The organism is Streptomyces sp. NPDC085931 (assembly GCF_044540565.1).
Classification (GTDB): domain Bacteria; phylum Actinomycetota; class Actinomycetes; order Streptomycetales; family Streptomycetaceae; genus Streptomyces.
Map to the genome: position 1 here is coordinate 285,991 of NZ_JBITSK010000007.1, position 26,546 is coordinate 312,536.

Here is a 26,546-nt window from a genome sequence, read left to right on the forward strand (position 1 = left end):
GCTGACCTCACATCGCAAGGGAGCACGCATGGCAACCCGTGCCGTCGCCCGTCGTCAGTCCGCCACCGGCGAGACGGCTGAAGCGGCAAGCAGTGTTCGCGCCCATGGCGGCGAGATCGCCGACCGCGACCTGGTCGGCATGTATCTCGACGAGATCGCGCGCACACCGCTGCTCGACGCGGCCAAGGAAGTCGAGCTGTCGCAGGTCATCGAGGCGGGTGTGTTCGCCAGGCAGGTCCTCGACGGGTACGAGGAGACGAAGACGGACGCGACCCGCGAGGAGCTCGAAGCGCTGGTCGACGCCGCGGAGCGCGCCAAGGACGTGTTCATCCGCTCCAACCTCCGCCTGGTCGTCGCCGTCGCCCGTCGCTACCCCCGCAGCGGCCTGCCGCTGCTGGACCTGATCCAGGAGGGCAACGCCGGCCTGGTCCGCGCGGTCGAGAAGTTCGACTACCGCAAGGGCTTCAAGTTCTCCACGTACGCCACGTGGTGGATCCGCCAGGCCATCACCCGGTCCATAGCCGACCAGTCCCGCACGATCCGCCTGCCCGTCCACCTGGTGGAGGAGCTCGGCCGGATCCGCCGTGTGCAGCGCGAGTTCAACCGCGAGCACGGGCGGGACCCGGAGCCCGCGGAGATCGCCGCGGAGCTGGGCTCCACGCCGGAGCGCGTCACCGACGTGCTCGACTGGGCCCGCGACCCGGTCTCGCTGAACATGTCGGTGGACGACGAGGGCGAGACGCAGTTCGGCGACCTGCTGGAGGACACCTCGGCCGTGTCGCCCGAGCAGTCGGTGCTCACGCTGCTGCGCAGCGAGGAACTCGACGACCTCATCGGCCGCCTCGACCAGCGCACGGCCTCCATCATCAAGATGCGCTACGGCATCGAGGACGGCCGCGAGCGCACGCTCACCGAGGTGGGCAAGGAGCACGGCCTGACCCGCGAGCGCATCCGGCAGATCGAGAAGCACGCGCTGCTGGAGCTGAAGAAGCTGGCCCGCAGCACCGGTTTCGACGCGGCGGCCTGACCGGCGATCACCGCCGATCGCCCCGGCGCACCACCCGTGGCCCCTGCGTGACGGGGTGTGTGCGACCGGTGGTCACCGCGTACGCCGGGTGGCGAAAGACCGCGCAAACATGGCGTTGTAACGCCGCTTCAAGTCCCAGGGCGCCGGGAACAAGACTTCCGGGTCCACCAGTTCGGGTCCGGGGGTCACACCCCGGCCCCGCAGAGCCAAGTCCCGTCGCACTCCCCCCGGCGCCGGGACTCTCCCAAGGCCGGGCTTCGGCGTCCTTCCCCCCGGACGCCGGGGCCCGGCTCTTTCGTGCCCGCGCACGGGGCGGTGCGGCCTGCCCGCGGGCCGGGCGGTGGTGCGGGCGCCTGCCCGGAGGGCGGCGCGATGCGGTGCGGGTCGCCCGCGGGCGGATCGGGACCGGCCGCACCCGTGGCCGGACGGTGCTGGAGAGCGGGCCACCCCGTACCTGAACCACGGGGTGGCCCGCCAGATGGCAGATTGTGTCACATGGGCATAGCCTGCCGCTCGTGAGCAGCACCACCCCCACCCCCCAGGCCTCGCTGACCGAGCGGCGCAAGGCCGAGACCCGCATGGAGATCGCCCGGGCGGCGGCCGGTCTCTTCGTGCGGCGCGGTCTGCGCGCCACCCGCGCGGAGGACATCGCCCAGACCGCCGGCATCGCCCCGCGCACCTTCTACCGGTACTTCGCCACCAAGGAGGAGGCCGTCGCCCCGCTGTACGCGGCCGGTGCCCAGCGCTGGGTGGAGGCGGTCCGGGCCGCGCCGGCGACGGTGAGTGTCGCGCAGGCCCTGGAGGACGGGGTCCGCCACACCCTCACGCCCGGCGTGGGCGTCTCCGCGTCCTCCTGGGAGTGGGTCCGCACGCTCCTGCGGCTGGCTGCGGCCAACCCGTCGCTGCGGCGGGTGTGGGCGGAGGTGTGCCAGGACTCCGAGCGCATGCTGGGGGAGGCGCTGGCGGAACGGGTGACACGTGCAGACAGGGCTGTGGAGACCGGTGCGGACGGGGCTGTGGGGACCGGTGCAGACAGGGCTGTGGAGACCGGTGCGGACGGGGCTGTGGAGGGTGCGGCGACGCACCGCGCCGACAACGTTGCCCAGGCTCGTGACCTCCGGTCCGGCGACACCCCCGAACTGCGTTTCGCCGCCGCCGTCGCGAGTGCCGCCGTGCGGACCGCGCTGGAGGGGTGGGCCGAGGGGGACGGGCCGACGGAGGGACCGGGCAGCCCGGCCGAGCTGGCCCTGCGCAACCTCGCGGCGCTACGGAACTTCCCGTTCGGTGCGTGACCCGGCCCCGGCTTCGCCCACCCGGGGTTTCGCCGCTCACCCTCCACGCCCCCACCCCTCACGCCCCCGCCCCGGCCGCCCTGCTCAGCCGTGCCCCCAGGTCGCGTACGGCGTCGACCAGTTCCCGGGGCTCGTGGACGGTGAAGTCGCACTCCAGCATGGCCAGCCGGAAGGCCACCCACGGTGTCGCGTCCCCGACGGACCCGCGCAGCCGGCAGTTGTGCTCGTCCACCGGCTCGGGCGTGCCCAGCCACCCCGGCAGCCGGGCGGCGATGAAGTCGGCCGGTGCCGCGAACGTGACCTCGAAGTCGTAGGTCGGCTGCTGCCGTTGCATCGACCGCCGCAGGTACTCCGCGGCGCTCCCCGTCGGCAGCTCGCGCGGTGTGAACCGCGCGCCCGTGGCGAACGGCTCGCTCACCCGGTCGACCCGGAAGGTGCGCCAGTCGTCCCGGTCGAGGTCGTAGGCCACCAGGTACCAGCGGCGGCCCGTCGACACCAGCCGGTAAGGCTCCGTCAGGCGCCGGGACTCGGTGCCGTCGGCGGCCCGGTAGGCGAACCGCAGCCGCTCGTGCCCGGCCACCGTCGAGGCCATGACGGTCAGCGTCTCGGGCGCGATACTGGGGCCGTCCCCGCTGGTCAGCGGCGTGGTGGCGGCCTGCAGGGTGGTCACGCGGTGGCGCAGCCTGCCCGGCAGGACCTGCTCCAGTTTGGCCAGGGCCCGCACCGACGCCTCGTCCAGGCCCTCCACCGCGTGCCCGGCCCCGGCGCGCAGGCCGACCGCGATGGCCACCGCCTCCTCGTCGTCGAGCACCAGCGGTGGCATGGCCTTGCCGGCGACGAGCCGGTAACCCCCGTCGGTGCCCTTGGTCGCCTGGACGGGATAGCCGAGTTCACGGAGCCGGTCGATGTCGCGCCGGACCGTGCGGCGGGAGACCCCGAGCCGGTCGGCGAGCTCGCCGCCGGGCCATTCGCGGGGCGTCTGGAGGAGGGAGAGGAGCGTCAGCAGCCGGGCCGGGGTGTCCGTCGTCATGCCGTCGAGGATGCCGTACCACTAGGACACGATCTGACCTATTGGGCTTCTACGGTCGGTGCATGAACTCCACCGAGACCCCTTCGGGCACGGACCGGCGCCGCTGGTTCGCCCTCGCGATCGTGATGACCGCGGCCTTCATGGACCTCGTCGACGTGACCATCGTCAACATCGCCATCCCGTCGATCCAGCGGGACGCGGGCGCGTCCTTCAGCGAGATCCAGTGGATCACCGCCGGCTACGCCCTCGCCTTCGCCGCCGGGCTGATCACCGGCGGTCGGCTCGGCGACATCCACGGCCGCAAGCGCGTCTTCCTCGTCGGCATAGGGGGCTTCACCGTCGCCTCCGCGCTGTGCGGTCTCGCGGTGAACCCCGAGATGCTGGTCGCCTCGCGGTTCCTGCAGGGCGCCATGGCGGCGCTGATGGTGCCGCAGGTGCTGTCGATCGTGCACGCGACCTTCCCGGCGCACGAGCGGGGCAAGGTGTTCGGGCTGTTCGGCGCGGTCGTCGGCCTCGGTGCCGTGTCCGGCCCGCTGCTCGGCGCGCTGCTGACCGAGTGGAACCTGTTCGGCTGGGAGTGGCGCTCGATCTTCCTGATCAACCTGCCCGTGGGGATCGCGGGCCTGGTCCTCGGCAGCCGCTTCATCACCGAGTCCAGGGCGCCGCGGGCGCTGAAGCTCGACCTCGTGGGCGTCGCGCTGGTGACGCTGGGCCTGCTGATGCTGATCTACCCGCTCACCCGCGGCCGTGAGCTCGGCTGGCCGCTGTGGGGGCACCTGTCGATGGCCGGCTCGCTGGTGGTCCTCGCGGTGCTGGTGGCGTACGAGCGGCGCAAGGCCGCGCGGGACGGCTCGCCGCTGGTGGAACTGTCGCTGTTCAAGGTCAAGAGCTTCGCCGCGGGGATCGCCGTGCAGACCGTCTTCGGTGTCGCACTCGGCGTGTTCTTCCTGGTCTGGACGCTGTACATGCAGATCGGGCTGGGCTGGAGCCCGCTGAAGGCCGGGCTCACCGGGGTGCCGTTCTCGATCGCCGTGTCTGCGGCCGCGGGGATGTCGGTGCAGCTGCTGGTGCCGCGCTTCGGACGCAGGGTGCTCCAGGCGGGCGCGCTGGTGATGGCGGCCGGAGTGCTGCTCTACATCTGGGAGTCCGGCCACTACGGCCTCGCCATCACCCCGTGGCAGATGGCCCTGCCGCTGGTCGTGATGGGCGTCGGCATGGGCCTGATCGTCGCGCCGCTGACCGACGCGATCCTGTCCGAGGTGCCGCGCGAGCACTCCGGTTCGGCCTCCGGCCTGATCAACACCGTGCAGCAGATGGGCAACGCGCTCGGGCTCGGGCTGGTCTCGGTGGTCTTCTTCGGCGCGATCGCCGAGCACCTGCGCCCGGAGCAGGTCGGTCCGGCCTTCGCGGACGCCTTCGAGAACGCGCTGGGCTGGGTCGCCGCGGTCATGGGCGCCATCTTCCTGCTGATGTTCGCGCTGCCGAAGCGGCCCGCGCAGCACGTGGAGGGCGAGCAGGCGCCGACCGGGCGGGAGGAGCAGGAGCCGGCGCTGGTCTGACCGGTCCGGCGGCGGGGACGGGCTCGGCACCGTGGGGTGCCGGGCCCGTCGCGCATTTCTGATCATGCCCGATTGGGTCCGAACCTGTTTACTTCACGGACATCTCGGCGTAGCCTCCCGCTGAAACCACACGTTCGGGCATGAGGCGGAGGCGAACGGACATGTACGCACCGGAACGGCAGCAGGAGATCCTCCGGCTCGCCCGTGACGGCGGCCGAGTGGATGTCGTGTCGCTGGCCGAGGAGTTCCAGGTGACCGCGGAGACCATCCGCCGGGATCTGAAGGCCCTGGACCGCGCCGGGCTGGTCCGCCGGGTGCACGGCGGTGCCATCCCGGTCGGGCGCCTCGACTTCGAGCCGGACCTCGCCGAGCGCGAGTCCACGGCCGCCGACGAGAAGGACCGCATCGCCAAGGCCGCCCTGGCGGAGCTGCCGACCGAGGGCACGATGATCCTCGACGCCGGCACGACGGTGGCCCGCATGGCCGCCGCGCTCCCGCTGGAGGCCTCCCTCACGGTCGTCACGCACAGCCTGCCCATCGCGGCCCGCCTCGCCGACCACCCCGGCATCCAGCTCCACCTCGTCGGCGGCCGCGTACGGCACCGCACCCGCGCCGCCGTGGACGCCTGGGCGCTGCGGGCCTACGGCGAGATCCGCGCCGACGTGCTGTTCGTCGCCGCCAACGGCTTCTCCGCCGAACACGGTCTGACCACCCCCGACCTCGCCGAGGCCGCCGTGAAGCGGGCGGCGGTGGCCGCCGCCCGCCGGGTGGTGCTGCTCGCCGACTCCTCCAAGCACGGCCAGGAGCACTTCGCCCGCTTCGGCGACCTGGGCGATGTGGACCTGCTGATCACCGACAGCGGGCTGAGCCCCGAAGACACCGTCGCGATCGAGCGCGGCGGCACGGAAGTAGTGCGCGCATGATCCTCACCGTCACCCCCAACCCCTCCCTGGACCGCACCTACGAGGTGCCCTCCCTCGACCGCGGCGAGGTCATCCGCGCCACCGGCGAGCGGATGGACCCGGGCGGCAAGGGCGTGAACGTCTCGCGTGCGGTCGCCGCCGCCGGGCAGCGCACGGTGGCCGTCCTGCCGCTCGGCGGCGCCCCCGGCGCGCTCGTCGCCGAACTGCTCGACCAGCAGGGCATCGAGGTCGCCCCGGTCCCGGTCGCCGGGGCCACCCGCTCCAACATCGCCCTGGCCGAGGCCGACGGCGTCCTGACGAAGATCAACGCGCCCGGCCCGGAACTCACCGACGCCGAACGCGAACTCCTCCTGGAGACCGTACGGCGGCTCTCCCGCGACGCCTCCTGGATCGCCTGCTGCGGCAGCCTCCCGCGCGGCCTCGCCCCCTCCTGGTACGCCGATCTGGTCGCCCGCACCCACGCGGCCGGAGCCCGGATCGCCCTGGACACCTCCGGGCCCGCCCTCCTCGCGGCCCTGCGCGAACGCCCGGACGTCGTCAAGCCCAACGCCGAGGAACTGTCCGAGGCCGTCGGGCGCCCCCTCGCCACCGTCGGCGACGCCGTGAAGGCCGCCGAGGAACTGCGCGAGATGGGGGCCCGGGCCGTCCTCGCCAGCCTCGGCGCGGACGGGCAGTTGCTCGTGTCGGACCAGGGCGCCTGGTTCGGCAGTGCCCGGGTGGACGCCGTGCGCAGCAACGTGGGCGCCGGCGACTCCTCCCTCGCCGGTTTCCTCGTCGCCGGCGGCAGCGGCCCCGAGGCCCTCGCCAGCGCGGTCGCCCACGGCGCGGCGGCCGTCCAGCTGCCCGGCAGCGTCATGCCCACACCGGCCGACCTGGACCCGGCTGCGGTGACGGTCACCTCCGATCTGCCCGCGGACCGTGAGCTGAAGGAGCCGGTGTCATGAGCCACGACGTGCAGGGCCCGCCCACGACCGGGCGGCGGACCTCCCCGTTACTCCCCGCCGCCGTCCCCGTCACCCCTGTCCCTCCCGTCACCCCCCACCGCACCCCCGTCCCCTTTTCCGCCCACCCCACCGACCGGGCGATACGCGTGCTAAGGAGCCCGCGATGAGCGACATGATCACGGCGGAGCTGGTCGACCTCGACCTGTCCGCCGACACCAAGGAAGCGGCGGCCCGTTCCCTCGCCGAGCGCATGGTGGCCCTGGGCCGGGTGACCGACCTGGACGGCTTCCTCGCCGACGTGGCCGCCCGCGAGGCCCAGATGCCGACCGGCCTCGACGGCGGCATCGGCATCCCGCACTGCCGCAGCGCGCACGTCACCGAGCCGACGCTCGCCTTCGGGCGCAGCACGGCCGGCATCGACTTCGGCGCGGCGGACGGACCCGCCGACCTCGTCTTCCTGATCGCCGCTCCGGCCGGCGCCGACGACGCCCACCTGACGATCCTGTCGTCCCTGGCCCGGCAGCTGATGAACAGCGAGTTCACCGACGCCCTGCGCGCGGTGGCCGACCCGGCCGCCGCCGCGGCGCTGATCCGCGGCGACGAGCCGGCGGCGCCCGCGGGGGCGGCCTCCGCAGACCCCGTGGCGTCGGCGGGAGCGGCCTCTCCCGCCGCCGCCACGGCCACCGCCGGCGACGGTGCTGCCGCGGGCGGGGACCGCCCGTTCCGGATCGTCGCCGTCACCTCCTGCCCCACGGGCATCGCCCACACCTACATGGCGGCCGAGTCGCTGGAGAACGCCGGCCGCGAGGCGGGCGTCGAACTCACCGTCGAGCCCCAGGGCTCGGCCGGTTTCACCCGGCTCGACCCGGCGGTCATCGCGGCCGCCGACGCCGTGATCTTCGCCCACGACGTGCCCGTACGGGAGAAGGAACGCTTCGCCGGCAAGCCGACCGTCGACGTCGGCGTGAAGGCGGGCATCAACCGCCCCGCCGAACTCATCGCCGAGGTCCGCGAGAAGGCCGCCCGCGGCGAGGTCACCGCCGGATCCGCCCCTGCCACCCCCGTGGAGCGCTCCGGCGACTCCGGCGAGGGCTACGGCACCAAGCTGCGCAAGTGGCTGATGTCCGGCGTCAGTTACATGGTCCCGTTCGTCGCGGCGGGCGGTCTGCTGATCGCCCTCGGCTTCGCGATCGGCGGATACAAGATCAACAAGGCGCCGTCGGTGATGGACCACTTCCTGTGGACGCAGGCCGACAGCTGGGCGGCCCTGCTCTTCCAGATCGGCGGCGTCGCCTTCGGCTTCCTCGTCCCGGTCCTCGCCGGCTACATCGCCTACGGCATGGCCGACCGCCCCGGCCTGGTCCCCGGCTTCGTCGGCGGAGCGATCTCGCTCACCATCAACGCGGGCTTCCTCGGCGGTCTGGCCGCCGGCCTCATCGCCGGTGGCGTGGTGATCGCCATCCAGAAGGTGAGGATCCCGGCGGCGATGCGCGGCATCATGCCGGTGGTGGTGATCCCGCTGATCTCCTCGGCGATCGTCGGGTTCCTGATGTTCGTCGTCATCGGCAAGCCCATCGCCGAGGCCCAGAAGGGCATGACCGACTGGCTGAACGGCCTGTCCGGCTCCAACGCCGTCCTGCTCGGCGCCCTCCTCGGCCTGATGATGTGCTTCGACCTCGGCGGTCCCGTCAACAAGGTCGCCTACACCTTCGCCACCGCCGGCATCGCCGTCGCCACCCCCAGCGACTCGGCGATGAAGATCATGGCCGCGGTGATGGCCGCCGGCATGGTCCCGCCGCTGGCGATGGCCCTCGCCACGACCGTGCGCGGCAAGCTCTTCACCCGCACCGAACGCGAGAACGGCAAGGCCGCCTGGGTGCTCGGCGCCTCCTTCATCTCCGAGGGCGCGATCCCCTTCGCGGCGGCCGACCCGCTGCGCGTCATCCCCGCCTCGATGGCGGGCGGCGCGCTCACCGGCGCCCTGTCGATGGCCTTCGGCGCCACCCTGCGCGCCCCGCACGGCGGCATCTTCGTGGTCCCGCTGATCGGCAACCCGCTGCTCTACCTGGTCGCCATCGCCGCGGGCGTCTGCGTCACCACCGCCCTGGTCGTCGTCCTGAAGGGCCTGCGCACGCCCGCACCCGGCGCCACCACGACCCCCGGCGAGGACGCCGCGGCCCCGGCTGCGGAACGCAAGCAGCCGGTGGCGGCCTGAGGCCCGGCGGGACGTGAGGTACGGCGGGGCGAAGGCCCGCCAGGGGCGTGAGACCGCGCCAGGACGTCCCTTTCGGGGTGTGTGAGCCGTTCATGCCACCTGCGAGATAGATCACGAAAATCACGGCCCGGGACCGATGTCCCGGGGCCGTGGTGTTCACTGGGGCGCATGCCCGATCACGTCTCCCGGTGGCCCGAGGGCCACTCCCTCCCCGCCCTCCCGCGCCAGCGGCAAACGGGCTCCCGGTCGGAGTCCGTGGACCTGACCCCCGAGGAAGAAGAAGCCTTCGCCGCGCTGGTACGCCGCCTCGCCGAAGGCGACTGACCCGCCGCGGCGCGGCTCACGACAGCTGCGCCGCCCGCCGCTCCATCGCCTCACGCGCCGCGTCCTCGCTCGCGTACACCTCGCACATGTGCCGCCCGTCCGGCGTCGCCGTGTGCTCGACCTCCCACAGGGACACCTCCTCGCCGTCGGGCAGCAGGAACGCGTGCTCGTAGAGCGAGAAGCCCAGCCCCGCCCGGCCGGCGCGGCAGGGGCGGCCGAAGGCCTGCGTGATCAGGTGACCGGACGCCGTGGCCAGCCGGGCCGCCGTCTCCGCGCCCGGCCGGTCCGCGTTCTCCGCCCGGCGCAGTAACCGGCGGGCGTGATCCGCCGAGTCCTCCGCCGCGTAGGCGTGCCGGGGCGTGGGGGCGGGGGACAGCTGCACCGTCACCGGCAGCTCGAAGTCCGGTGTGTCCGGCGGCAGCGGGAGCCGCGAGGTCGCGGCCCGCAGCTCCTCCTCGTCGACGTACACCTCGTGCTGCGGCTCCCGGCCCGGCGCGGTGTTGTGGACGAGCTCCCAGAGCGTGAGCGCCGAGCCGTCGGCCAGCAGCCAGGTGTGCCGGTACGTCTCCCGGTGCAGGCCCGCGCTGTGGTGCGCGGAGTGGAGTGAACCGTCGTGCGCCAGCGCGCAGTCCAGCCGCCTTATCGTCTCGTCCGGTAGCTCGAACGAGTTCAGGGCACGGCCGAGGAGTCGCGCGAGGTGCTCCTCCGGAGACTCGGGCGAGTCATGGGGTTCGTACGCTGCCGTCTCGTACGGAACGCTCAAGGTTTCTCCCGGCGTTGCTGCATGTCACCTTGTGGGTGCATACCGTAGCCCCTCGGTCGGACATCATGTCCGGGAACCGAGAAAACGTACGTCCGGGAAAACGCGCGGGCCGCGCGAAAAGTTCCCGCGCGGCCCCGTCGGTCCGTCAAAAACCCCTGCTGGGTTGATGCTTGCTCAGGTCAGGAGGCGCTGCCCGCGACCCACTGGCTCCAGTCCATGTTCCATCCGTTGAGCCCGTTGTCCGGGCCCACCGTCTTGTCGGGCGAGTTCTTGACGATCACCACGTCCCCGATCAGGGAGTTGTCGTAGAACCACTTGGCGGGGGTGTCGCCCCCGGCACCGCGGACGTCGGCGAGACCCACACAGCCGTGGCTGGTGCCCTTGCGGCCGAAGGGCGGGTTGCCCTTGTCGTACCAGTAGTTGCCGTGCAGGAACGTCCCCGACGTCGTCAGGCGCATCGCGTGCGGCACGTCCGGGATGTCGTACTCGCCGCCCAGCCCGACCGTCCGGCTGTTCATCCGCGTCTGCACGAACTTCTCGGAGATCACCATCTGCCCGTTGTACGTGGTGTGCTGCGCGTCGCCGGTGGAGATCGGGACCGACTTGAGCGTCTTGCCGTCCCGTACGACGGTCATGGTCTGCGTGTTCGCGTCGACCGTGGAGACCTGCGAGCGCCCCACCGTGAAGGTGACCGTCTTCTTCTGCACGCCGAACACGCCGTTGGCGCCCTCGACCCCGTCCAGGTCGATCTTCATGGTGACCTTGGACCCGGCCTTCCAGTACTCCTCGGGCCGGAAGTCGAGCCGCTGCCCGTTGAACCAGTGCCCGACCACCTTCTGCCCACTGCTGGACGTGACCGAGATGTGCGACTGCACGGCCTTGCGGTCGGTGATCGCCTTGTCGAAGGTGAACGACACCGGCATGCCGACCCCGACCGTGGTGCCGTCGTCCGGCGTGTACGTCCCGATGAAGCTGTTCGACGTCGTCACCGTCGTGAAGACGGAGTTGGCCGCCGCCGTCCGGCCGTCGGCGTCCTCGGCGGTCGCGGATATCCGGTACTTCGTCCCGCGCTCCAGCTGCTCCTTGGGCTTCCACACCCGGCCGTCCGCGGAGAGCGAGCCCGGCACGGCCTGCCCGCCGTCCGCCACCGTCATCTTCACGTCCGTCAGCTTGCCGTCGCTGACCTTCACGCCGGTCGTGTTGATGGACGCGCCGGTCGAGCCGTCCTCGGCCGAGATGGCGATCTTCGCCACGGACGTCTTCGTGGCGCCCCCGCCGCCCTTCTCGTCGCCCTCGGCGTTGGCGCTGCCACCGCAGGCGGTGAGCGTCAGGGCGCCGACCACCAGGGCGGCACAGGCCCCCAGAGTGCGCCGCGCTGAAATGTTCGGCGTTGTCACGGGCTGCTCCCAGTTCGTGTGAGGTGCGTGATCCGCTCCAGTACGTGGGAGAAGAGGGGAGCGGCACCCGGCCGGGTTCCGTCCGTGCGCGGTGAACGCCGTCACGTGACGAAACCGCGACAAAGTCCGGCTCCGCCGTAACATCACCGTGCGTGGACGGCCGGTGTGACCCTGCCGTGCGCGGACGGTCCGGCGTGTTCATCGGCGTGCGCGGCGGTCCGTTGCGACTGTGCTTTGCGAGGACGGTCCGTTGTGCCGTCGGCGTGTGCGGACGGCCGTTGTGACCGTCCTGCGCGCGCACGGTCCGTCGTGTCGTCGGCGTGCGCGGACGCCCCGTTCAGTGCCCGGGGTACAACTCGCCGTACGACGGCCACGCCCCACCCGGTCCGTCGACCGGCTCGGCGGCCCGCACGGCCCGGACGATCGCCCGGGTCACGACGTCCGCGCCCGCCGCCAGGACCTCGTTGAGCGCGAGCGGATCCGCCGCGTCCAGGGCGCGCTCGCCCGTCGCCAGCGCGAACACCGTGTCCCCGTCGTTCAGCAGATGCACCGGCCGCACCGCGCGGGCGATGCCGTCGTGGGCCGTGCCGGCCAGCTTCTGCGCCTGCGCCTTCGTCAGGCCGGCGTCCGTGGCGACCACGGCGAGCGTGGTGTTGAGCGGCGGCGGCGCGCTGCGCGCGGACGTCTCCGCCAGCCGCCGCCGCGCGGCCTCGTGCACCTCCGGCCGCGGGTACTCGACCCGCCCCTGGAACAACTCCCCGTACAGCACCCCCGTTTCCGGATCCAGCACCGACCCCGCCGCGTTGGCCACCGCCAGCGCCGCCACCGTCACGCCCGAGCCGAGCACCGTGCTCGCGCTGCCGACGCCGCCCTTCACCACCCCGACGACCGCGCCCGTGCCGGCGCCCACACACCCCTGCGGCACCCGCGCGCCCGGCTCGCTCGCCGCGGCCGCCTCGACCGCGGCCCGCCCCAGGGCCGCGTCGGGGCGGGCCCGGAAGTCGCCGCCGCGCCCCAGATCGAAGACACACGCCGCGGGCACCACCGGCACCACGTGCGCCGGGTCCGCCCCGACCCGGATCCCGCGCCCCCGCTCCTCCAGCCAGGCCATCACGCCCGACGCCGCGTCCAGCCCGTACGCGCTGCCGCCGGTCAGCACCACCGCCTCGACCTTCCGCACCACGTTGCGCGGATCCAGCGCGTCCGTCTCCTTGGTGCCGGGACCGCCGCCCCGTACGTCCACGGCGGCCACGGCGCCGCCCTTTGGGGCGAGCACGACCGTGGTGCCGGTGAGCCAGCCGTCGCCGGCGCGGGTCGCGTGCCCCACCCGCAGACCGGCCACATCCGTCAGAGCGTCCACCCGAGCTTCGACTGTCATGGCGCACAGTCTCGTCCACAGCGCGGCCCGCGCGGACCGGCACGGCCGGGCGGTGCCGGCTCAGGCCGCCCGGCCCGAAGCGGCGTGGGACCTCGCCGGACGGGTCGCCAGTGTCTCTCCCGCCACCACCGACAGCGCGCACACCACACCCGCCGTGAGCACCGCCCAGTCGCCCACGAACGTGCAGCAGATCACCAGCAGCGCCGTCGTCGGCAGCACCAGCTGCTGGGTGATGCCCACCTTGAAGTGGCGGGAGTGCAGCGCCCACAGGGTCAGCAGGTACAGGGCCGTCGGCAGGGTGACCGCGGCCGACGCCGCCAGCGTGGAGATGTGGGCCTTGCCGACCGTCTGCTCCACCGCCACCTCCAGCCCCGCCCCGATCGCGGCCGCCGAGGCGAACACCAGGTAGTGGCCGTAGCCCCACAGGAACGCCTGCCGGTTGGAGCGCAGATGGCCGTGGATGGGCACCACGAAGTACAGCCACCACGCGGCGAAGATGATCAGCAGGCCGCCCGCCGCGATGGGGAGGAGCTCGCCCAGCGCGTCGCTCTCGTCGACGCCGGACTTCACGGCGACGGTGGCCGCGGCGATCGTCTCGCCCAGCACGATGATGGTGAACAGCCCGTACCGCTCGGCGATGTGGCGCGGATGCCAGGCCGTGTTGTACCCGCGCTCGGCGAACGGCGGCACGCACATCTCCAGCAGCGCCATCGCCAGGAACCACCAGGACCTGGCCCCCTCGGGCAGGAGCAGCAGCCCCAGCCAGCCGACCTGGCACAGCAGCACGCCGCCGGCGTAGCGCAGGGCCGTCGCCCGCTCCGGGCCCTCGCTCGACCGGGCCGCCCGCAGCCACTGCGCCACCAGGGCGAGCCGCATGATGACGTAGCCCAGCCAGACCAGGAGGTACTCGTGCTCCTCGAACGCCTGGGAGACCCCCGCGGCGAGGACCAGCACGCCCGCGATCTGCACCAGTGTCACCACCCGGTACAGCACGTCGTCGTTGTCGTACGCCGAGGCGAACCAGGTGAAGTTCATCCACGCCCACCACAGGGCGAAGAACACCATCGCGTAGTCGACGATCCCCTGGCCCGCGTGCCCCTCGGCGACCGAGTGCACCAACTGGACGCCGGCCTGGGCGACGGCCACGACGAAGCACAGGTCGAAGAAGAGCTCCAGCGGCGAGGCCGTCCGGTGCTCCTCGCCGCGGCCCCGGGCGCTCAGCCGGCGCAGCGGTCCCCGGCCGCCGGGCGCGTCGGACAGGTCGGGCGGGGGAGGGGTGCTGGAGGTCATGAGTCCCAGCACAACAGAAGGCGCCGGGATTTTCTCCGCGACCGTACCCTGGACGCATGAGCACCGCTGACGAACCCGAGCCGCGCGCGCCCCGGCCCGCGCTGGTCTTCGACGACCCGCTCGACCAGCAGTCCGCCGACGACACCGACCGCGGCTGGGGCGAGCGCACGGACTCCGGCGGCGGCGCGGCCGACCTCAAGCGCTTCCTGGACGAGAAGCCGCCGCACCACCTCTGAGACAGCCGGCGCACCCCCCGGCGAAACCGCCGGACGGCCGCCGCCCGGAGCGCTACGGCCGGTCGTGGCCCGAACCGCGCTGCGCGACCAGGGCGTCCCGGATCTCCTTCAGCACCTCCAGCTCGGTCACCTCCATGACCTCCTGCGTGCCCTCCTTCGCCTTGCGGCGGGCCTCCATGCGGGCCAGGTACTTCGCCATGGGCAGGACCATCAGGAAGTAGACGACCGCCGCCGTGATCACGAAGCTCAGGGTGGCGCCGAGGACGGAGCCCCACAGAATGCGGATGCCCTGCTCGCCCTCGCAGGTCGAACTCAGGCACGAGCTGTAGTGGTCGAGGTTCTTGGTCCCGATGGCCCCGACGACCGGGTTGATGATCCCCTTCACCACGGCGTTGACGATGTTGGTGAAGGCGGCACCGATCACGACCGCCACCGCCAGATCGACGACGTTCCCACGCATCAGGAAGGCCTTGAAGCCCTCCCAGACGCTCGGTTCCTTCTTCTCGCTCACCTGGGGGCCTCTCCTCGTACGAGCAGCTTGTGGAACAAAACGCTCCGCAACCTACGGCACCGTCGGGCCGGACCGGGCACGTGGGTCCCTCCGACGAGGGACCGGCCAAAACCGCGCTCCGCGGCGCCGCACTCCTCGCCCCCGCGCCGCTCACCACAGCGTCACCGCCAGCCGGGCGGTGGCGCTCGCGCCGGCCAGCCGGGCGGCGGTGGCACGCGGCACCGAGAGCACGATCAGCGCCCCGTCGTCCACGGCGCCCTCCAGCGGCTCCGGCACCTCCGTCACCCGGGCCCCGCGCGCGACGACCCGGGCGTCCCCGCCCGTCGCCGTCTCCTCGGCGGCGATGACGTCGACGCGGTCACCGGGCCGCAGCAGCCGTACGGTCGCGGCGTCGGCGATCCGGACCGGGGCCGTCATAGCACCGGCCGCGCGGTGGGTCCGGGCGGAGTGCTCACCGGATTGCCCACCGGATTGCTCACCGGGGTGCTCACCGGATTGCTCGCGGGAGAGCGGGGCCGTGCGGGCGGGGGACTGCGCCCGGGGATGACCGCGGGCCCCGTCGGCGTCGCGCGGGCCCGCCGCCACCAGGGCGGTCGCCGTGACCGCCAGCCCGGCCGCGACGGCCCGCCGCCGGTGCCGCACGAGCCGGCCCGAGCGGCACCGGCCGCGCACCCGGACCGGGTCGAACCCCGGCACCTCGCGGGTGGCGGGGACCTCGGCCCCGGGCGGGCCCGGTGCGACGGACCAGGAGGGGGACGGCGGCGCGGACGAAGGGCGAGCGAGGGACACGGAGACCACCACCTGCGACGAGGGAACGGCTTGCGCTCCCCACGATGAGGCGTCCCGCCGCATCCCGCTCAGGCCTGTGGACCCACCCCCGGGCTGTGGACAACTCCCTCACCCGAACGGCGAGTTCCGCCCCGGCCACCCGACCCTGAAGGGCTCGCACAGCGGCTACGGCAAGGCGATCCCGGGGTCCATGCCGCCCAGCGCGCTCACACACAGGCACTCCCGCTCGTCCGTCCGCGGCAGTCCGGCCACCGCGTCGAACAGCACCCCCCGCAACCGGTCCACGTTCGCCGAGAACACGCGCAGCACCTCGTCGTGGGAGACGCCCTCGCCGGTCTCCGCACCGGCGTCGAGATCGGTGACCAGCGTCAGGGACGTGTAGCAGAGCTCCAGCTCGCGGGCGAGCGCCGCCTCGGGATGGCCGGTCATGCCCACCACGGACCAGCCCTGCGCCTGGTGCCACAACGATTCGGCACGGGTCGAGAAGCGCGGTCCCTCGACCACCACCAGCGTGCCGCCGTCCACCGGCTCCCAGTCCCGCCCGCGCGCCGCCTTCAGCGCGACGGCCCGCCCGGTGGGGCAGTAGGGGTCGGCCAGCGACACGTGCACCACGTGGGGCACCGTGCCGTCGGGCAGCGGCAGTCCGTCGAAGTAGGTGTTCGCACGGGACTTGGTGCGGTCGACCAGCTGGTCCGGCACCAGCAGCGTGCCCGGCCCGTACTGGGGGCGCAGACCGCCCACCGCGCAGGGGGCGAGCACCTGGCGCACGCCGACCGACCGCAGCGCCCACAGGTTGGCCCGGTAGTTGATCCGGTGCGGCGGCAGGTGGTGGCCCCGTCCGTGCCGGGGCAGGAAGGCGACCCGCCGCCCGGCGACCTCACCGAGGAAGAGGGAGTCGCTGGGCGGTCCGTACGGGGTGTCGACCTGGATCTCGGTCACGTCGTCGAGGAAGGAGTAGAACCCTGAGCCGCCGATGACGCCGATCTCGGCGCCCCTCTGGCCCGCCGGGTCCGCCGGGTCCGCCGAGGTCGCCGCGTTCGCGTTGTTCGCCATGCCCGCACCTTAACCGCACGCACAAACGCCGAGGACCCCGTCGCCCGGAGGCGGCAGGGTCCCGGAGGAATCAGATCTCAGGCGGCGGTGGTGCTGCTGCTCGTGGAGCTGCTGCCCGCGCTCGACGAGGAGGTCGACGAGCCGGAGTCCGAGGACGACGAGGAGGAGCTCGACGACTTCGACGCCGGGGAGCTGCTCGACGAGGAGCCGCGGCTGTCGTTCCGGTAGAAGCCGGAGCCCTTGAAGACAATGCCGACCGCCGAGAACACCTTCTTCAGGCGGCCCTGGCAGTTGGGGCACTCGGTGAGGGCGTCGTCGGTGAACTTCTGCACCGCCTCGAGGCCCTCGCCGCACTCGGTGCACTGGTACTGGTAGGTGGGCACTGTCTCCTCCTGGCACTCTCACTCGATGAGTGCTAACGACGCTCCATAGTGACGTATTCCGGCCGCTCAGTCCACTGCCACCGGCACGCGGTGACCCACGCCACGTGCGACCGTCCGGCCCCGCCCCTTCGGCGACAGCCGGGAACGCAGCGCCAGCAGGGTCACCAGGGCCAGCACGGTGCCGCCCATCGGGACCAGGAAACCGGCGCCGTCCCGGAAGCGGTCCTCCAGCTGCCCGGCGACCGTGACGGCCGCCGCCTGGCCCAGGGCGACCGCGCCGGTCAGCCAGGTGAAGGCCTCCGTGCGGGCACCGGCGGGGACCAGACCCTCGACCAGGGTGTAGCCGGTGATCAGCGCGGGCGCGATGCACATGCCGACGAGCAGGCCGAGGCCGGCGAGGACCGGGACCGAGTGGGCGGCCCACAGGCCCGAGGCGGTGAGCGCCAGCGCCGTGTAGCCGACGACCAGGCGCCGGTGCGGTGCCGCCTTCCAGGCGATGGCGCCGCAGACGAGGCCGGAGAGCATGTTGCCGGCGGCGAAGACGCCGTACAGCACGCCGTTCAGGCCGGGCTCGCCGATGGACTCGGTGAACGCCGCCAGGGAGACCTGCATCCCGCCGAAGACCGTGCCGATGCCGAGGAAGGTCACGATCAGCACGCGCACCCCGGGGACGCGCAGGGCGGACGTGCGCTCCACGCGCGCGTGGCCGCCGCCGGAGACCGAGGGCTGGGTGCGCTTCTGGGCGGCGAACAGCAGACCGCCGACCAGGGTGAGCCCGGCCTCCGTGACCAGCCCGGCGGCCGGGTCGACGGCGGTGCACAGGGCGGTGGCCAGCAGCGGCCCGACGACGAAGGTCAGCTCGTCCGTGACGGACTCGAAGGCCGCCGCGGTGGTCATCAGGGGCGAGCCCTTGAGTGTGACGCCCCAGCGGGCCCGCACCATCGGCCCGACCTGGGGGACCGAGGCGCCGGTCGGGACGGCCGCCGCGAACAGCGCCCACAGGGGCGCGTCCATCAGCGCCAGCGCCGTCAGTGTCAGCCCGGACGCGGCGTGCAGCAGCACGCCCGGGATCAGCACCGCGCGCTGCCCGTAGCGGTCGGCGAGGCGGCCGCTGTAGGGCGCGAACAGGGCCATGGAGACACCGGTGACGGCCGCCGCGGCGCCCGCCGCCCCGTAGGAGCCGGTGGTGTGCTGCACCAGCAGCACGATGGAGATCGTCAGCATCGCGAACGGCTGGCGCGCCGCGAAACCGGGGAGCAGGAACGTCCAGGCGCCGCGGGTGCGCAGCAGCCGGCCGTATCCCGGGCGGGCGGAAGCCGGCGGGTTCTCCGACGTCTTCGAGGTGACCGTGGATGCCACGGCCCGTGCCTTTCTGCCGCCTGGTAGCGCGGCCGCGTCAGCGGGCGGCGCCGAGAGCTGTCCTCTTGCGCGGAACTGCGGTAGATGCCGGGGCCCGGTGAGGAGGGGTGTCCCGACCGCCATACGGTCGCGCCAGCTCTGCGTCAGGCAGAGTTGGTTCGATCTGGGTACGCCCTTCATCCTACAGGGATCAAGGTCCCCGGTGCCTGTGAAAACGAGCACCATGCCGCTGCCCGCCTTGCAATGCCAAACCGGGAAAAATGATCAGCCGACGCCCGTCGGGGAAACCGGCCCGTCAGCGAATCAGGCCCGTCAGGGAACCCGGCCCGTCAGGAACCCGGCCCGTCCGTTCCCAGCCAGCCGGCCAGCTTGCCGCCGTGCCCGACCGCCCGCAGCCGGCTCTCGGTCGCGTCCCGGACGGGGTCGGTGGCGACCACCAGGAGCTCGTCGCCCCGCTGCAATATCGTCGTCGGCAGCGGCACGAAGGACTCGCCCCCGCGCACCACGAGCGTCACGGCGGCGCCGTGCGGCAGCCGCAGCTCGGCCACCTCCACGCCGTGCATCTTCGACCCGTCGGGGATCGCGACGGACAGCAGGTGCCCGCGCAGCCGCTCCAGCGGCGCCGACTCGATGCCGAGGTCGGCCGCCTCCGACCCTTCGCCCAGGCGCAGCGTGCGGCCCAGCCAGGGCAGCGTCGGGCCCTGGACGAGGGTGTAGACGACGACCAGGACGAAGACGATGTTGAAGATCCGGCCGCTGCCGTCGACGCCCTTCACCATCGGGATGGTCGCCAGGATGATGGGCACCGCCCCGCGCAGCCCGGCCCAGGACATCAGCGCCGACTCCCGCCAGGGCACCCGGAAGGGGAGCAGGCAGGCGAACACGCCCAGCGGACGCGCCACCACCGTCAGGACCAGCCCGATGACCAGCGCGGGCACGATGTCGTCGCCCAGCTCGTGCGGGGTGACCAGCAGGCCGAGCATCACGAACATGCCGATCTGCGCCAGCCAGCCGAGCCCGTCGGCGAACCCGCGGGTGGCCGGCCAGTGCGGCAGGCGGGCGTTGCCCATCACCATCGCGGCCAGGTAGACGGCGAGGAAGCCGCTGCCGTGGGCCAGGGCGCCCGCCGCGTAGGCCACCACGGCGATCGCCAGGACGGCGATCGGGTACAGGCCGGACGCGGGCAGCGCCACGTGCCTGAGCCCCCAGGAGCCGAGCCAGCCCACGGCGAGCCCGATGGCCGCGCCGATCGCCAGCTCCAGCAGGATCTCGCCCAGCAGCACGTACCAGTGCTCGACGGGTCCGGCGGTGGACAGGGCCACCACGAGGATGACCACGGGGGCGTCGTTGAAGCCGGACTCCGCCTCCAGCGTGCCCTTCACGCGCGCGGGCAGGGGGATCTTGCGCAGCACGGAGAACACGGCCGCCGCGTCCGTCGAGGAGACCACCGCCCCGATGATCAGCGCCTGCCGCCACTCCAGCCCGACCAGGTAGTGCGCGGCCGACGCCGTGACCCCGACGCTCACCGCGACACCGGCCAGCGCCAGTGCCGTGGCGGCCGGCATGACCGGCTCGATCTCCTTCCACTTCGTGCCCAGACCGCCCTCGGCCAGGATCACGACCAGCGCCGCGTACCCGATGACCTGGGTCAGCTCGGCGTTGTCGAAGTGGATGTCCCCGATGCCGTCCTGACCCATGGCGACGCCGATGCCCAGGTACACGAGCAGGCTGGGGAGCCCGCTGCGCGAGGAGATCCGTACCGCTGCGACGGCGACGAGCAGGACGAGCGAGCAGACGAGCAGGAGCTGGTTGAGGTGGTGGACAGTCAGCGGCCGAATCCTTTCCTGGCCCGCACACACGCGCGCGTGGGCTCACGTACATCGCACAAGACGAGGTGGCGCAGCGCGCCGACTACTTCGTTACCTTACCTAACTCTTGACGATTTCTTGACGCTCGGGAGGGCAAGATCGAACGTCCGTCCGCGCCGGTTCCCGACTCCGCGTCAAGGGGCGCAAGGCCCTGCGCCTATCGTTGCTCCAGCGCTCAGTTAAAAGCACAGCCGAACCTGCCGCTCGCGTTAGGACAGCAAGGACAGCGATGCCCACCGACACCACCGCCTCCACGGGTCAGCAGCCCGGCAAGTCCGGCAGGAGAAAGGGGCGCAAAGTCCGTCTCCTCGTGCTCGTCCTGGTGCTGGCCCTCCTGGGGGGCGTCGCCTTCGGCGCGTACTGGACCATCAGCACGGTCCGGGCCTCCTTCCCGCAGACCAAGGGCACGCTCACGCTCGAAGGGCTGGCCGGGCCCGTCGAGGTCAGACGGGACGACCACGGCATCCCGCAGATCTACGCCTCCTCCGACGCGGACCTGTTCATGGCCCAGGGCTACGTCCAGGCCCAGGACCGCTTCTACGAGATGGACGTCCGCCGCCACATGGCCGCCGGGCGCCTGTCGGAGATGTTCGGCAAGAGCCAGATCGACAACGACGAGTTCCTGCGCACCCTGGGCTGGGACCGGGTCGCCAAGCGGGAGTACGACACCAAGCTGTCGGCCGCCACGAAGAAGTACCTCCAGGCCTACGCCAAGGGGGTCAACGCCTACCTCCAGGGCAAGGACGGCAAGGACATCTCCCTGGAGTACGCGGCGCTGGGCTTCACCAACGACTACAAGCCGAAGCAGTGGACCCCGGTCGACTCGGTCTCCTGGCTGAAGGCGATGGCCTGGGACCTGCGCGGCAACATGCAGGACGAGATCGACCGCGCCCTGCTGACCAGCCGCCTCGGCCCGAAGCAGATCGCCGACCTGTACCCGCAGTACCCGTACAGCCGGAACAAGGCGATCGTCCAGGAGGGCCAGTTCAGCCAGCTGACCGGCGCCTTCGAGCAGGGCGGCACGACCGGTGGCGCCGGCGGCACGGCCGGCACGGGAGGTACCGCCGGAACCGGTGGCACGGCCGGCGCGGGCACCGCGGGCACGTCCGGCACGGGCGCGGGCACCGCCGGCACGGGCACCGCGGGCACGTCCGGCACGTCCGGCACCGCGGGCACGTCCGGCACCCCCTCCGGCACCTCCGGCCTCGACAGCCAGCTCACCGGCCTCACCCGGGTCATGGACGACCTCCCGCCGGCCGTCGGCGTGAACGGCGACGGCATCGGCTCCAACTCCTGGGTCGTCAGCGGGAAGCACACCATCACCGGCAAGCCGCTGCTGGCCAACGACCCGCACCTGTCGCCCTCGCTGCCGTCGGTCTGGTACCAGATGGGCCTGCACTGCCGCAGCGTCTCCAGCACCTGCCAGTACGACGTGGCGGGCTACACCTTCGCCGGCATGCCCGGCGTGATCATCGGTCACAACCGGGACATCGCCTGGGGCATGACCAACTCCGGCGTGGACGTCACCGACCTCTACCTGGAGAAGATCACCGGCGCGGGCTACCTCTACGACGGCAAGGTCAAGCCGTTCGAGACCCGCGAGGAGACCATCGAGGTCGCCGGCGGCTCGCCCCGGAAGATCGTCGTCCGCGAGACCAACAACGGCCCGCTGCTCTCCGACCGCGACGAGGAACTCGTGAAGGTCGGCAAGAAGGCCACGGTCGACACGGCCGCGCCCGACCGGGGCGACGGCTACGGAGTCGCGCTGCGCTGGACCGCGCTGCAGCCGGGCACCACCATGGACGCCGTCTTCGCCATGAACCGGGCGAAGAACTGGACCGACTTCCGCAAGGCCGCGTCCCTGTTCGACGTGCCCTCGCAGAACCTGGTCTACGCCGACACCGAGGACCACATCGGCTACACCCTGCCGGGGCGGATCCCGCTGCGCGCCGAGGGCTTCGACGGCTCCCTGCCGGCGCCCGGCTGGGACCCGAAGTACCGCTGGACCGGCTACGTCCCGCAGGACGCGCTGCCCTACGAGTACGACCCGGAGCGCGGTTACATCGTCACCGCCAACCAGGCCGTGATCGACGAGGACGACTACCCCTACACGCTCACCACGGACTGGGGCTACGGCGCGCGCAGCCAGCGGATCACCGACCTGATCCAGTCGAAGATCAAGGACGGCGGAAAGATCTCGACCGACGACATGCGCCAGATGCAGCTGGACAACAGCAGTGAGATCGCCCGGCTGCTGGTGCCCACGCTGCTGAAGATCGACACCGGCGACAAGGACGTCCGCGAGGCGCAGAAGCTCCTGGAGGGCTGGGACTACACCCAGGACGCCGACTCGGCGGCCGCCGCCTACTTCAACGCCGTCTGGCGCAACATCCTCAAGCTGGCCTTCGGCAACAAGCTGCCCAAGGAGCTGCGGCCCAAGGGGCAGTGCCTGTGGGTCAAGCCGGTCAACACCACCGGCCCGGCCGACGAGGCCGAGGAGGTCCGCGAGTGCGGGCAGCGCGCCCCCGACAAGGCGCAGCCCGACGGCGGCGACCGCTGGTTCGAGGTGGTCCGCAAGCTGATGGACCAGCCGAAGAGCGACTGGTGGAGGACGCCCGAGGTGGGCACCCGCGACGGCGCCGTCAACCGCGACCAGCTGTTCAAGCGGGCCATGGTCGACGCCCGCTGGGAGCTGACCGCCAAGCTCGGCAAGGACATCGACACCTGGAGCTGGGGCCGGCTGCACCGCCTGTTCCTGAAGAACCAGACCCTCGGCACCGCGGGCCCCGGTTTCGTCCGGTACGCCCTCAACCGCGGCCCCTGGGAGCTCAGCGGCGGCGAGGCGACGGTGAACGCGACCGGCTGGAACGCCGCCGGCGGCTACGGGGTGGTGTGGGTGCCGTCCATGCGGATGGTGGTGAACCTGGGCGACCTGGACAAGTCCCGCTGGATCAACCTCACCGGGGCCTCCGGGCACGCCTACAGCGCCCATTACGTCGACCAGACCGACAAGTGGGCCGACGGCGAACTGCTGCCGTGGTCCTTCTCGGACCGGGCGGTCGACCAGAGCACGACCGACAAGCTGGTGCTCAAGCCGTGAGCCGCTGAAGCCTCAGGCGGCCACGAGCGGCCCTCCACGCCCGCGTGGAGGGCCGCTCGCGCGTCAGGGCCCGGGCCGGAACCGCCGGATCCCCGACGGCGTCACCACCGCGTGCACCGGCCGGTCGTGGGGCTCCGCCGGGACCTGCCCGACGACCTCCGTGTCGTACAGCAGCACCACCAGCGCGGGACGCGCTTCCGCGCGCTCCAGCCGCGCCAGCACCCGGTCGTACGAGCCGCCGCCCCGGCCCAGGCGCATGCCGCGCGCGTCGACGGCGAGGCCCGGCAGCAGCACCGCGTCCGCCGTGGTCACCGCGTCCGGTCCGAGGCGCTTGCCCGCGGGTTCGAAGAGGGCCATCCGGCCGCCGTGCCGGACCCGCGCGAGCGAGTCCTCGCCCTCGTACGGCCCCCAGTCGAGGTCGTTGTCGGGCAGCAGCACCGGCAACAGCACGCGCACGCCCCGGGCGCGCAGAGCGTCCAGGAGCGCGAGCGTCCCGGGTTCACTCCCCACGGAGACATACGCCGCGACCGTGCCGGCCCGGGCCAACTCGGGCAGCCCCATGGCCCGCGCGGCCAGCGCGGCCGACGTTTCCCGCAGGTCATCGGCCGTCAACCTGTTCCTCACCGCGAGGATCTCGCGCCGCAAACTCCGCTTGTCAGGCTCGCCCGGACGTGCGATAGGCCTCAATGGTTGCTCCCGTACTATGGCAATACGCTCATATGAGCGCCTATGAACCGGAGCCTCAGATTCCATGCAAAGGCACCGGATAGGGTGGCGCACATGACTCAGCACCCTCGGATCAGCAAGGCTGTCATTCCCGCAGCAGGCCTCGGCACCCGGTTCCTGCCGGCCACCAAAGCCACTCCCAAGGAGATGCTGCCGGTCGTGGACAAGCCCGCGATCCAGTACGTGGTCGAGGAGGCCGTCGCGGCGGGCCTCGACGACGTCCTCATGGTGACGGGCCGCAACAAGCGCCCCCTCGAGGACCACTTCGACCGCAACTACGAGCTGGAGTCGGCGCTCCAGAAGAAGGGCGACGCCGACCGTCTGGCCAAGGTGCAGGAGTCCAGCGACCTCGCGACCATGCACTACGTCCGCCAGGGCGACCCCAAGGGCCTCGGCCACGCCGTGCTGTGCGCCGCCCCGCACGTCGGCCACGAGCCCTTCGCGGTCCTCCTCGGCGACGACCTGATCGACCCCCGCGACCCGCTGCTGCAGCGCATGGTCGAGGTCCAGGAGCAGCGCGGCGGCAGCGTCATCGCGCTCATGGAGGTCGCCCCGGAGCAGATCCACCTCTACGGCTGCGCGGCCGTGGAGACCACCGAGGACAGCGACGTCGTCAGGGTCGGCGGCCTGGTCGAGAAGCCCGACCCGGCCGACGCCCCGTCCAACTACGCGGTCATCGGCCGCTACGTCCTCGACCCGAACATCTTCGACATACTGCGCCGGACCGAGCCGGGCCGCGGCGGCGAGATCCAGCTCACGGACGCCCTGCAGCAGCTCGCCGAGGACGAGAAGATCGGCGGCCCCGTGCACGGCGTGGTCTTCAAGGGCCGCCGCTATGACACCGGCGACCGCGGCGACTACCTGCGTGCCATCGTCCGGCTCGCGTGCGAACGTGAAGACCTGGGCCCGGACTTCCGGACCTGGCTCCGCAGTTACGTAGCCGAGGAGATGTAGCACGTTGAGCAGCGCCGCGCCCCGCGTCACGGACCGGGACCACTCGGGCCCCGACCACCTCTGGTCGGTGGACGAGCACCTGGAGGACATCCTCGCCACCGTCCGGCCCCTGGAGCCGATCGAGCTGCACCTGCTCGACGCCCAGGGCTGCGTCCTCGTCGAGGACGTCACGGTGCCGGTGTCCCTGCCGCCCTTCGACAACAGCTCGATGGACGGCTACGCGGTGCGGGTCGCGGACGTGGCGGGCGCGAGCGAGGAGTTCCCGGCGGCCCTGGAGGTCGTCGGGGACGTCGCCGCCGGCCAGTCGGAACCGCTCCACGTCGGGCCCGGCCAGGCCGCCCGCATCATGACCGGCGCCCCGCTGCCGCCCGGCGCCGAGACGGTCGTGCCCGTGGAGTGGACCGACGGCGGGCTCGGCGAGGGCCCGGTGCGCGGGATGCGCGCCCGCAGCCTCGGCCCCGAGGGCGCCACCGGCCAGGTGCAGGTCTACCGCCCGGCCGAGGCCCGCGCGCACGTGCGCGCACAGGGCAGCGACGTGAAGGCCGGTGACCGCGCCCTGGAGGCGGGCACGATCCTCGGCCCGCCCCAGATCGCCCTGCTCGCCGCGATCGGCCGGGGCCGCGTACGCGTGCGCCCGCGCCCGCGCGTGGTGGTGCTCTCCACCGGCAGCGAACTCGTCCAGCCCGGCGAGGAACTGCGCTCGGGTCAGATCTACGACTCCAACAGCTTCGCCCTCACCGCCGCCGCCCGTGACGCCGGCGCCCTCGCCTACCGCGTCGGCGCCGTCGCCGACGACGCCGAGACCCTGCGCTCCACCATCGAGGACCAGCTGGTCCGCGCCGACCTGCTGGTCACCACGGGCGGGGTGAGCGTCGGCGCCTACGACGTCGTCAAGGAGGCCCTGTCCCACGTCGCCGACGAGGACGAGCCGGGCAGCGGCGTGGAGTTCCGCAAGCTGGCCATGCAGCCCGGCAAGCCCCAGGGCTTCGGCTCCATCGGCCCCGACCACACCCCGCTGCTGGCCCTGCCCGGCAACCCGGTGTCGTCGTACGTCTCCTTCGAGCTGTTCGTCCGCCCCGCGATCCGCGCCCTGATGGGCCTGCCGGACGTCCACCGCCCGACGACCCGGGCGACCCTGGCCGCGGACAAGGCGCTGACCTCGCCGAAGGGCCGCCGCCAGTTCCTGCGCGGCACCTACCGGGACGGCCGCGTCACCCCGGTCGGCGGCGCCGGATCCCACCTGGTCGCGGCCCTCGCCCACGCCGACGCGCTGATCGTCGTCCCCGAGGACACCGAGTCCGTCGAGCCCGGCGCCGACGTCGAGGTGGTCCTGCTCGGCCGATAGCCGCTGGTTGGGGGTACCGTGTCGCGCACAGCAGGCCCGTGCGCCGCACCGCGACGGGCCCGGACCGGGAGCGCCACACA

The 26,546-nt window shown here is 72.6% G+C and carries 23 protein-coding genes; 11 read left to right on the forward strand and 12 right to left on the reverse strand.

What is annotated here, in order from left to right; translation table 11 throughout:
* Nucleotides 1-28: 28 nt before the first annotated feature.
* Both ACIGAN_RS17105 and ACIGAN_RS17110 read left to right on the forward strand, forming a co-directional pair.
* On the forward strand, nt 29-1,027 hold the full coding sequence (locus ACIGAN_RS17105; RefSeq protein WP_351365852.1) for a sigma-70 family RNA polymerase sigma factor: 999 nt from the start codon (nt 29-31) through the stop codon (nt 1,025-1,027).
* Between the two features lie 515 nt (nt 1,028-1,542).
* Complete coding sequence (locus ACIGAN_RS17110; RefSeq protein ID WP_399858306.1) at nt 1,543-2,319, forward strand: TetR/AcrR family transcriptional regulator; 777 nt, start codon at nt 1,543-1,545, stop codon at nt 2,317-2,319.
* 58 nt (nt 2,320-2,377) lie between these two features.
* Here ACIGAN_RS17110 and ACIGAN_RS17115 read toward each other — a convergent pair whose 3' ends face one another.
* On the reverse strand, nt 2,378-3,349 hold the full coding sequence (locus ACIGAN_RS17115) for a helix-turn-helix transcriptional regulator (protein ID WP_399858309.1): 972 nt from the start codon (nt 3,347-3,349) through the stop codon (nt 2,378-2,380).
* A 62-nt stretch (nt 3,350-3,411) separates the two neighbouring features.
* Between ACIGAN_RS17115 and ACIGAN_RS17120 the strand changes: the two genes are divergently transcribed.
* The 5 genes from ACIGAN_RS17120 to ACIGAN_RS17140 all read left to right on the forward strand — a co-directional run bounded on the left by ACIGAN_RS17120 (nt 3,412) and on the right by ACIGAN_RS17140 (nt 9,314).
* Entirely contained in the window at nt 3,412-4,908 is a 1,497-nt protein-coding gene (locus tag ACIGAN_RS17120) for an MFS transporter (RefSeq protein WP_399858311.1), read from the forward strand.
* Between the two features lie 161 nt (nt 4,909-5,069).
* A complete protein-coding gene (locus ACIGAN_RS17125; RefSeq protein ID WP_365098262.1) occupies nt 5,070-5,831 on the forward strand; it encodes a DeoR/GlpR family DNA-binding transcription regulator in 762 nt (253 codons plus the stop codon).
* Nucleotides 5,828-6,775, forward strand: coding sequence for a 1-phosphofructokinase (gene pfkB / locus ACIGAN_RS17130; RefSeq protein WP_365098260.1), 948 nt, complete (start codon nt 5,828-5,830; stop codon nt 6,773-6,775). Before ACIGAN_RS17125 ends, pfkB begins: the two co-directional genes overlap by 4 nt.
* 163 nt (nt 6,776-6,938) lie before the next feature.
* Nucleotides 6,939-8,990, forward strand: a complete 2,052-nt coding sequence (locus tag ACIGAN_RS17135; protein WP_399858315.1) for a PTS fructose transporter subunit IIABC — start codon at nt 6,939-6,941, stop codon at nt 8,988-8,990.
* Between the two features lie 168 nt (nt 8,991-9,158).
* Nucleotides 9,159-9,314, forward strand: a complete 156-nt coding sequence (locus ACIGAN_RS17140) for a hypothetical protein (protein ID WP_365098256.1) — start codon at nt 9,159-9,161, stop codon at nt 9,312-9,314.
* Between the two features lie 16 nt (nt 9,315-9,330).
* Here ACIGAN_RS17140 and ACIGAN_RS17145 read toward each other — a convergent pair whose 3' ends face one another.
* The 4 genes from ACIGAN_RS17145 to ACIGAN_RS17160 all read right to left on the reverse strand — a co-directional run bounded on the left by ACIGAN_RS17145 (nt 9,331) and on the right by ACIGAN_RS17160 (nt 14,142).
* The gene (locus tag ACIGAN_RS17145; RefSeq protein WP_365098255.1) at nt 9,331-10,077 is read right to left on the reverse strand and encodes a DUF6227 family protein; all 747 of its coding nucleotides are present in this window, start codon (nt 10,075-10,077) and stop codon (nt 9,331-9,333) included.
* Between the two features lie 179 nt (nt 10,078-10,256).
* Nucleotides 10,257-11,474: a L,D-transpeptidase gene (locus tag ACIGAN_RS17150; RefSeq protein ID WP_399858319.1), complete on the reverse strand. Its 1,218-nt coding sequence runs from the start codon at nt 11,472-11,474 to the stop codon at nt 10,257-10,259.
* 337 nt (nt 11,475-11,811) lie between these two features.
* Nucleotides 11,812-12,852 (reverse strand): P1 family peptidase, encoded by a 1,041-nt coding sequence (locus tag ACIGAN_RS17155; RefSeq protein ID WP_399858322.1) that lies wholly within the window; start codon nt 12,850-12,852, stop codon nt 11,812-11,814.
* 60 nt (nt 12,853-12,912) lie between these two features.
* On the reverse strand, nt 12,913-14,142 hold the full coding sequence (locus ACIGAN_RS17160; protein ID WP_399858325.1) for a low temperature requirement protein A: 1,230 nt from the start codon (nt 14,140-14,142) through the stop codon (nt 12,913-12,915).
* Between the two features lie 56 nt (nt 14,143-14,198).
* On the opposite strand from ACIGAN_RS17160, the gene ACIGAN_RS17165 reads away from it, so the two are divergent.
* A complete protein-coding gene (locus ACIGAN_RS17165; protein WP_365098247.1) occupies nt 14,199-14,378 on the forward strand; it encodes a hypothetical protein in 180 nt (59 codons plus the stop codon).
* Between the two features lie 52 nt (nt 14,379-14,430).
* On the opposite strand, the gene mscL is transcribed toward ACIGAN_RS17165, so the two are convergent.
* The 6 genes from mscL to ACIGAN_RS17195 form a co-directional block, all read right to left on the reverse strand.
* A complete protein-coding gene (gene mscL / locus ACIGAN_RS17170; RefSeq protein ID WP_365098245.1) occupies nt 14,431-14,889 on the reverse strand; it encodes a large conductance mechanosensitive channel protein MscL in 459 nt (152 codons plus the stop codon).
* Nucleotides 14,890-15,039: 150 nt separating this feature from the next.
* Nucleotides 15,040-15,585 (reverse strand): hypothetical protein, encoded by a 546-nt coding sequence (locus ACIGAN_RS17175; RefSeq protein WP_399858607.1) that lies wholly within the window; start codon nt 15,583-15,585, stop codon nt 15,040-15,042.
* 258 nt (nt 15,586-15,843) lie between these two features.
* The gene (locus ACIGAN_RS17180; RefSeq protein WP_365735957.1) at nt 15,844-16,731 is read right to left on the reverse strand and encodes an S-methyl-5'-thioadenosine phosphorylase; all 888 of its coding nucleotides are present in this window, start codon (nt 16,729-16,731) and stop codon (nt 15,844-15,846) included.
* A gap of 77 nt (nt 16,732-16,808) precedes the next feature.
* The gene (locus ACIGAN_RS17185) at nt 16,809-17,114 is read right to left on the reverse strand and encodes an FmdB family zinc ribbon protein (RefSeq protein WP_399858329.1); all 306 of its coding nucleotides are present in this window, start codon (nt 17,112-17,114) and stop codon (nt 16,809-16,811) included.
* Nucleotides 17,115-17,180: 66 nt separating this feature from the next.
* Nucleotides 17,181-18,473 (reverse strand): MFS transporter, encoded by a 1,293-nt coding sequence (locus ACIGAN_RS17190; RefSeq protein WP_365098239.1) that lies wholly within the window; start codon nt 18,471-18,473, stop codon nt 17,181-17,183.
* Nucleotides 18,474-18,802: 329 nt separating this feature from the next.
* Entirely contained in the window at nt 18,803-20,332 is a 1,530-nt protein-coding gene (locus tag ACIGAN_RS17195) for a potassium/proton antiporter (protein WP_365098237.1), read from the reverse strand.
* Nucleotides 20,333-20,570: 238 nt separating this feature from the next.
* On the opposite strand from ACIGAN_RS17195, the gene ACIGAN_RS17200 reads away from it, so the two are divergent.
* On the forward strand, nt 20,571-23,441 hold the full coding sequence (locus ACIGAN_RS17200) for a penicillin acylase family protein (RefSeq protein WP_399858334.1): 2,871 nt from the start codon (nt 20,571-20,573) through the stop codon (nt 23,439-23,441).
* 63 nt (nt 23,442-23,504) lie between these two features.
* On the opposite strand, the gene ACIGAN_RS17205 is transcribed toward ACIGAN_RS17200, so the two are convergent.
* A complete protein-coding gene (locus ACIGAN_RS17205; protein ID WP_399858336.1) occupies nt 23,505-24,053 on the reverse strand; it encodes a 5-formyltetrahydrofolate cyclo-ligase in 549 nt (182 codons plus the stop codon).
* A 168-nt stretch (nt 24,054-24,221) separates the two neighbouring features.
* On the opposite strand from ACIGAN_RS17205, the gene galU reads away from it, so the two are divergent.
* A complete protein-coding gene (gene galU, locus ACIGAN_RS17210) occupies nt 24,222-25,121 on the forward strand; it encodes a UTP--glucose-1-phosphate uridylyltransferase GalU (protein ID WP_365735963.1) in 900 nt (299 codons plus the stop codon).
* A 4-nt stretch (nt 25,122-25,125) separates the two neighbouring features.
* Nucleotides 25,126-26,466 (forward strand): molybdotransferase-like divisome protein Glp, encoded by a 1,341-nt coding sequence (gene glp / locus ACIGAN_RS17215; RefSeq protein ID WP_399858340.1) that lies wholly within the window; start codon nt 25,126-25,128, stop codon nt 26,464-26,466.
* Nucleotides 26,467-26,546 lie beyond the last annotated feature (80 nt).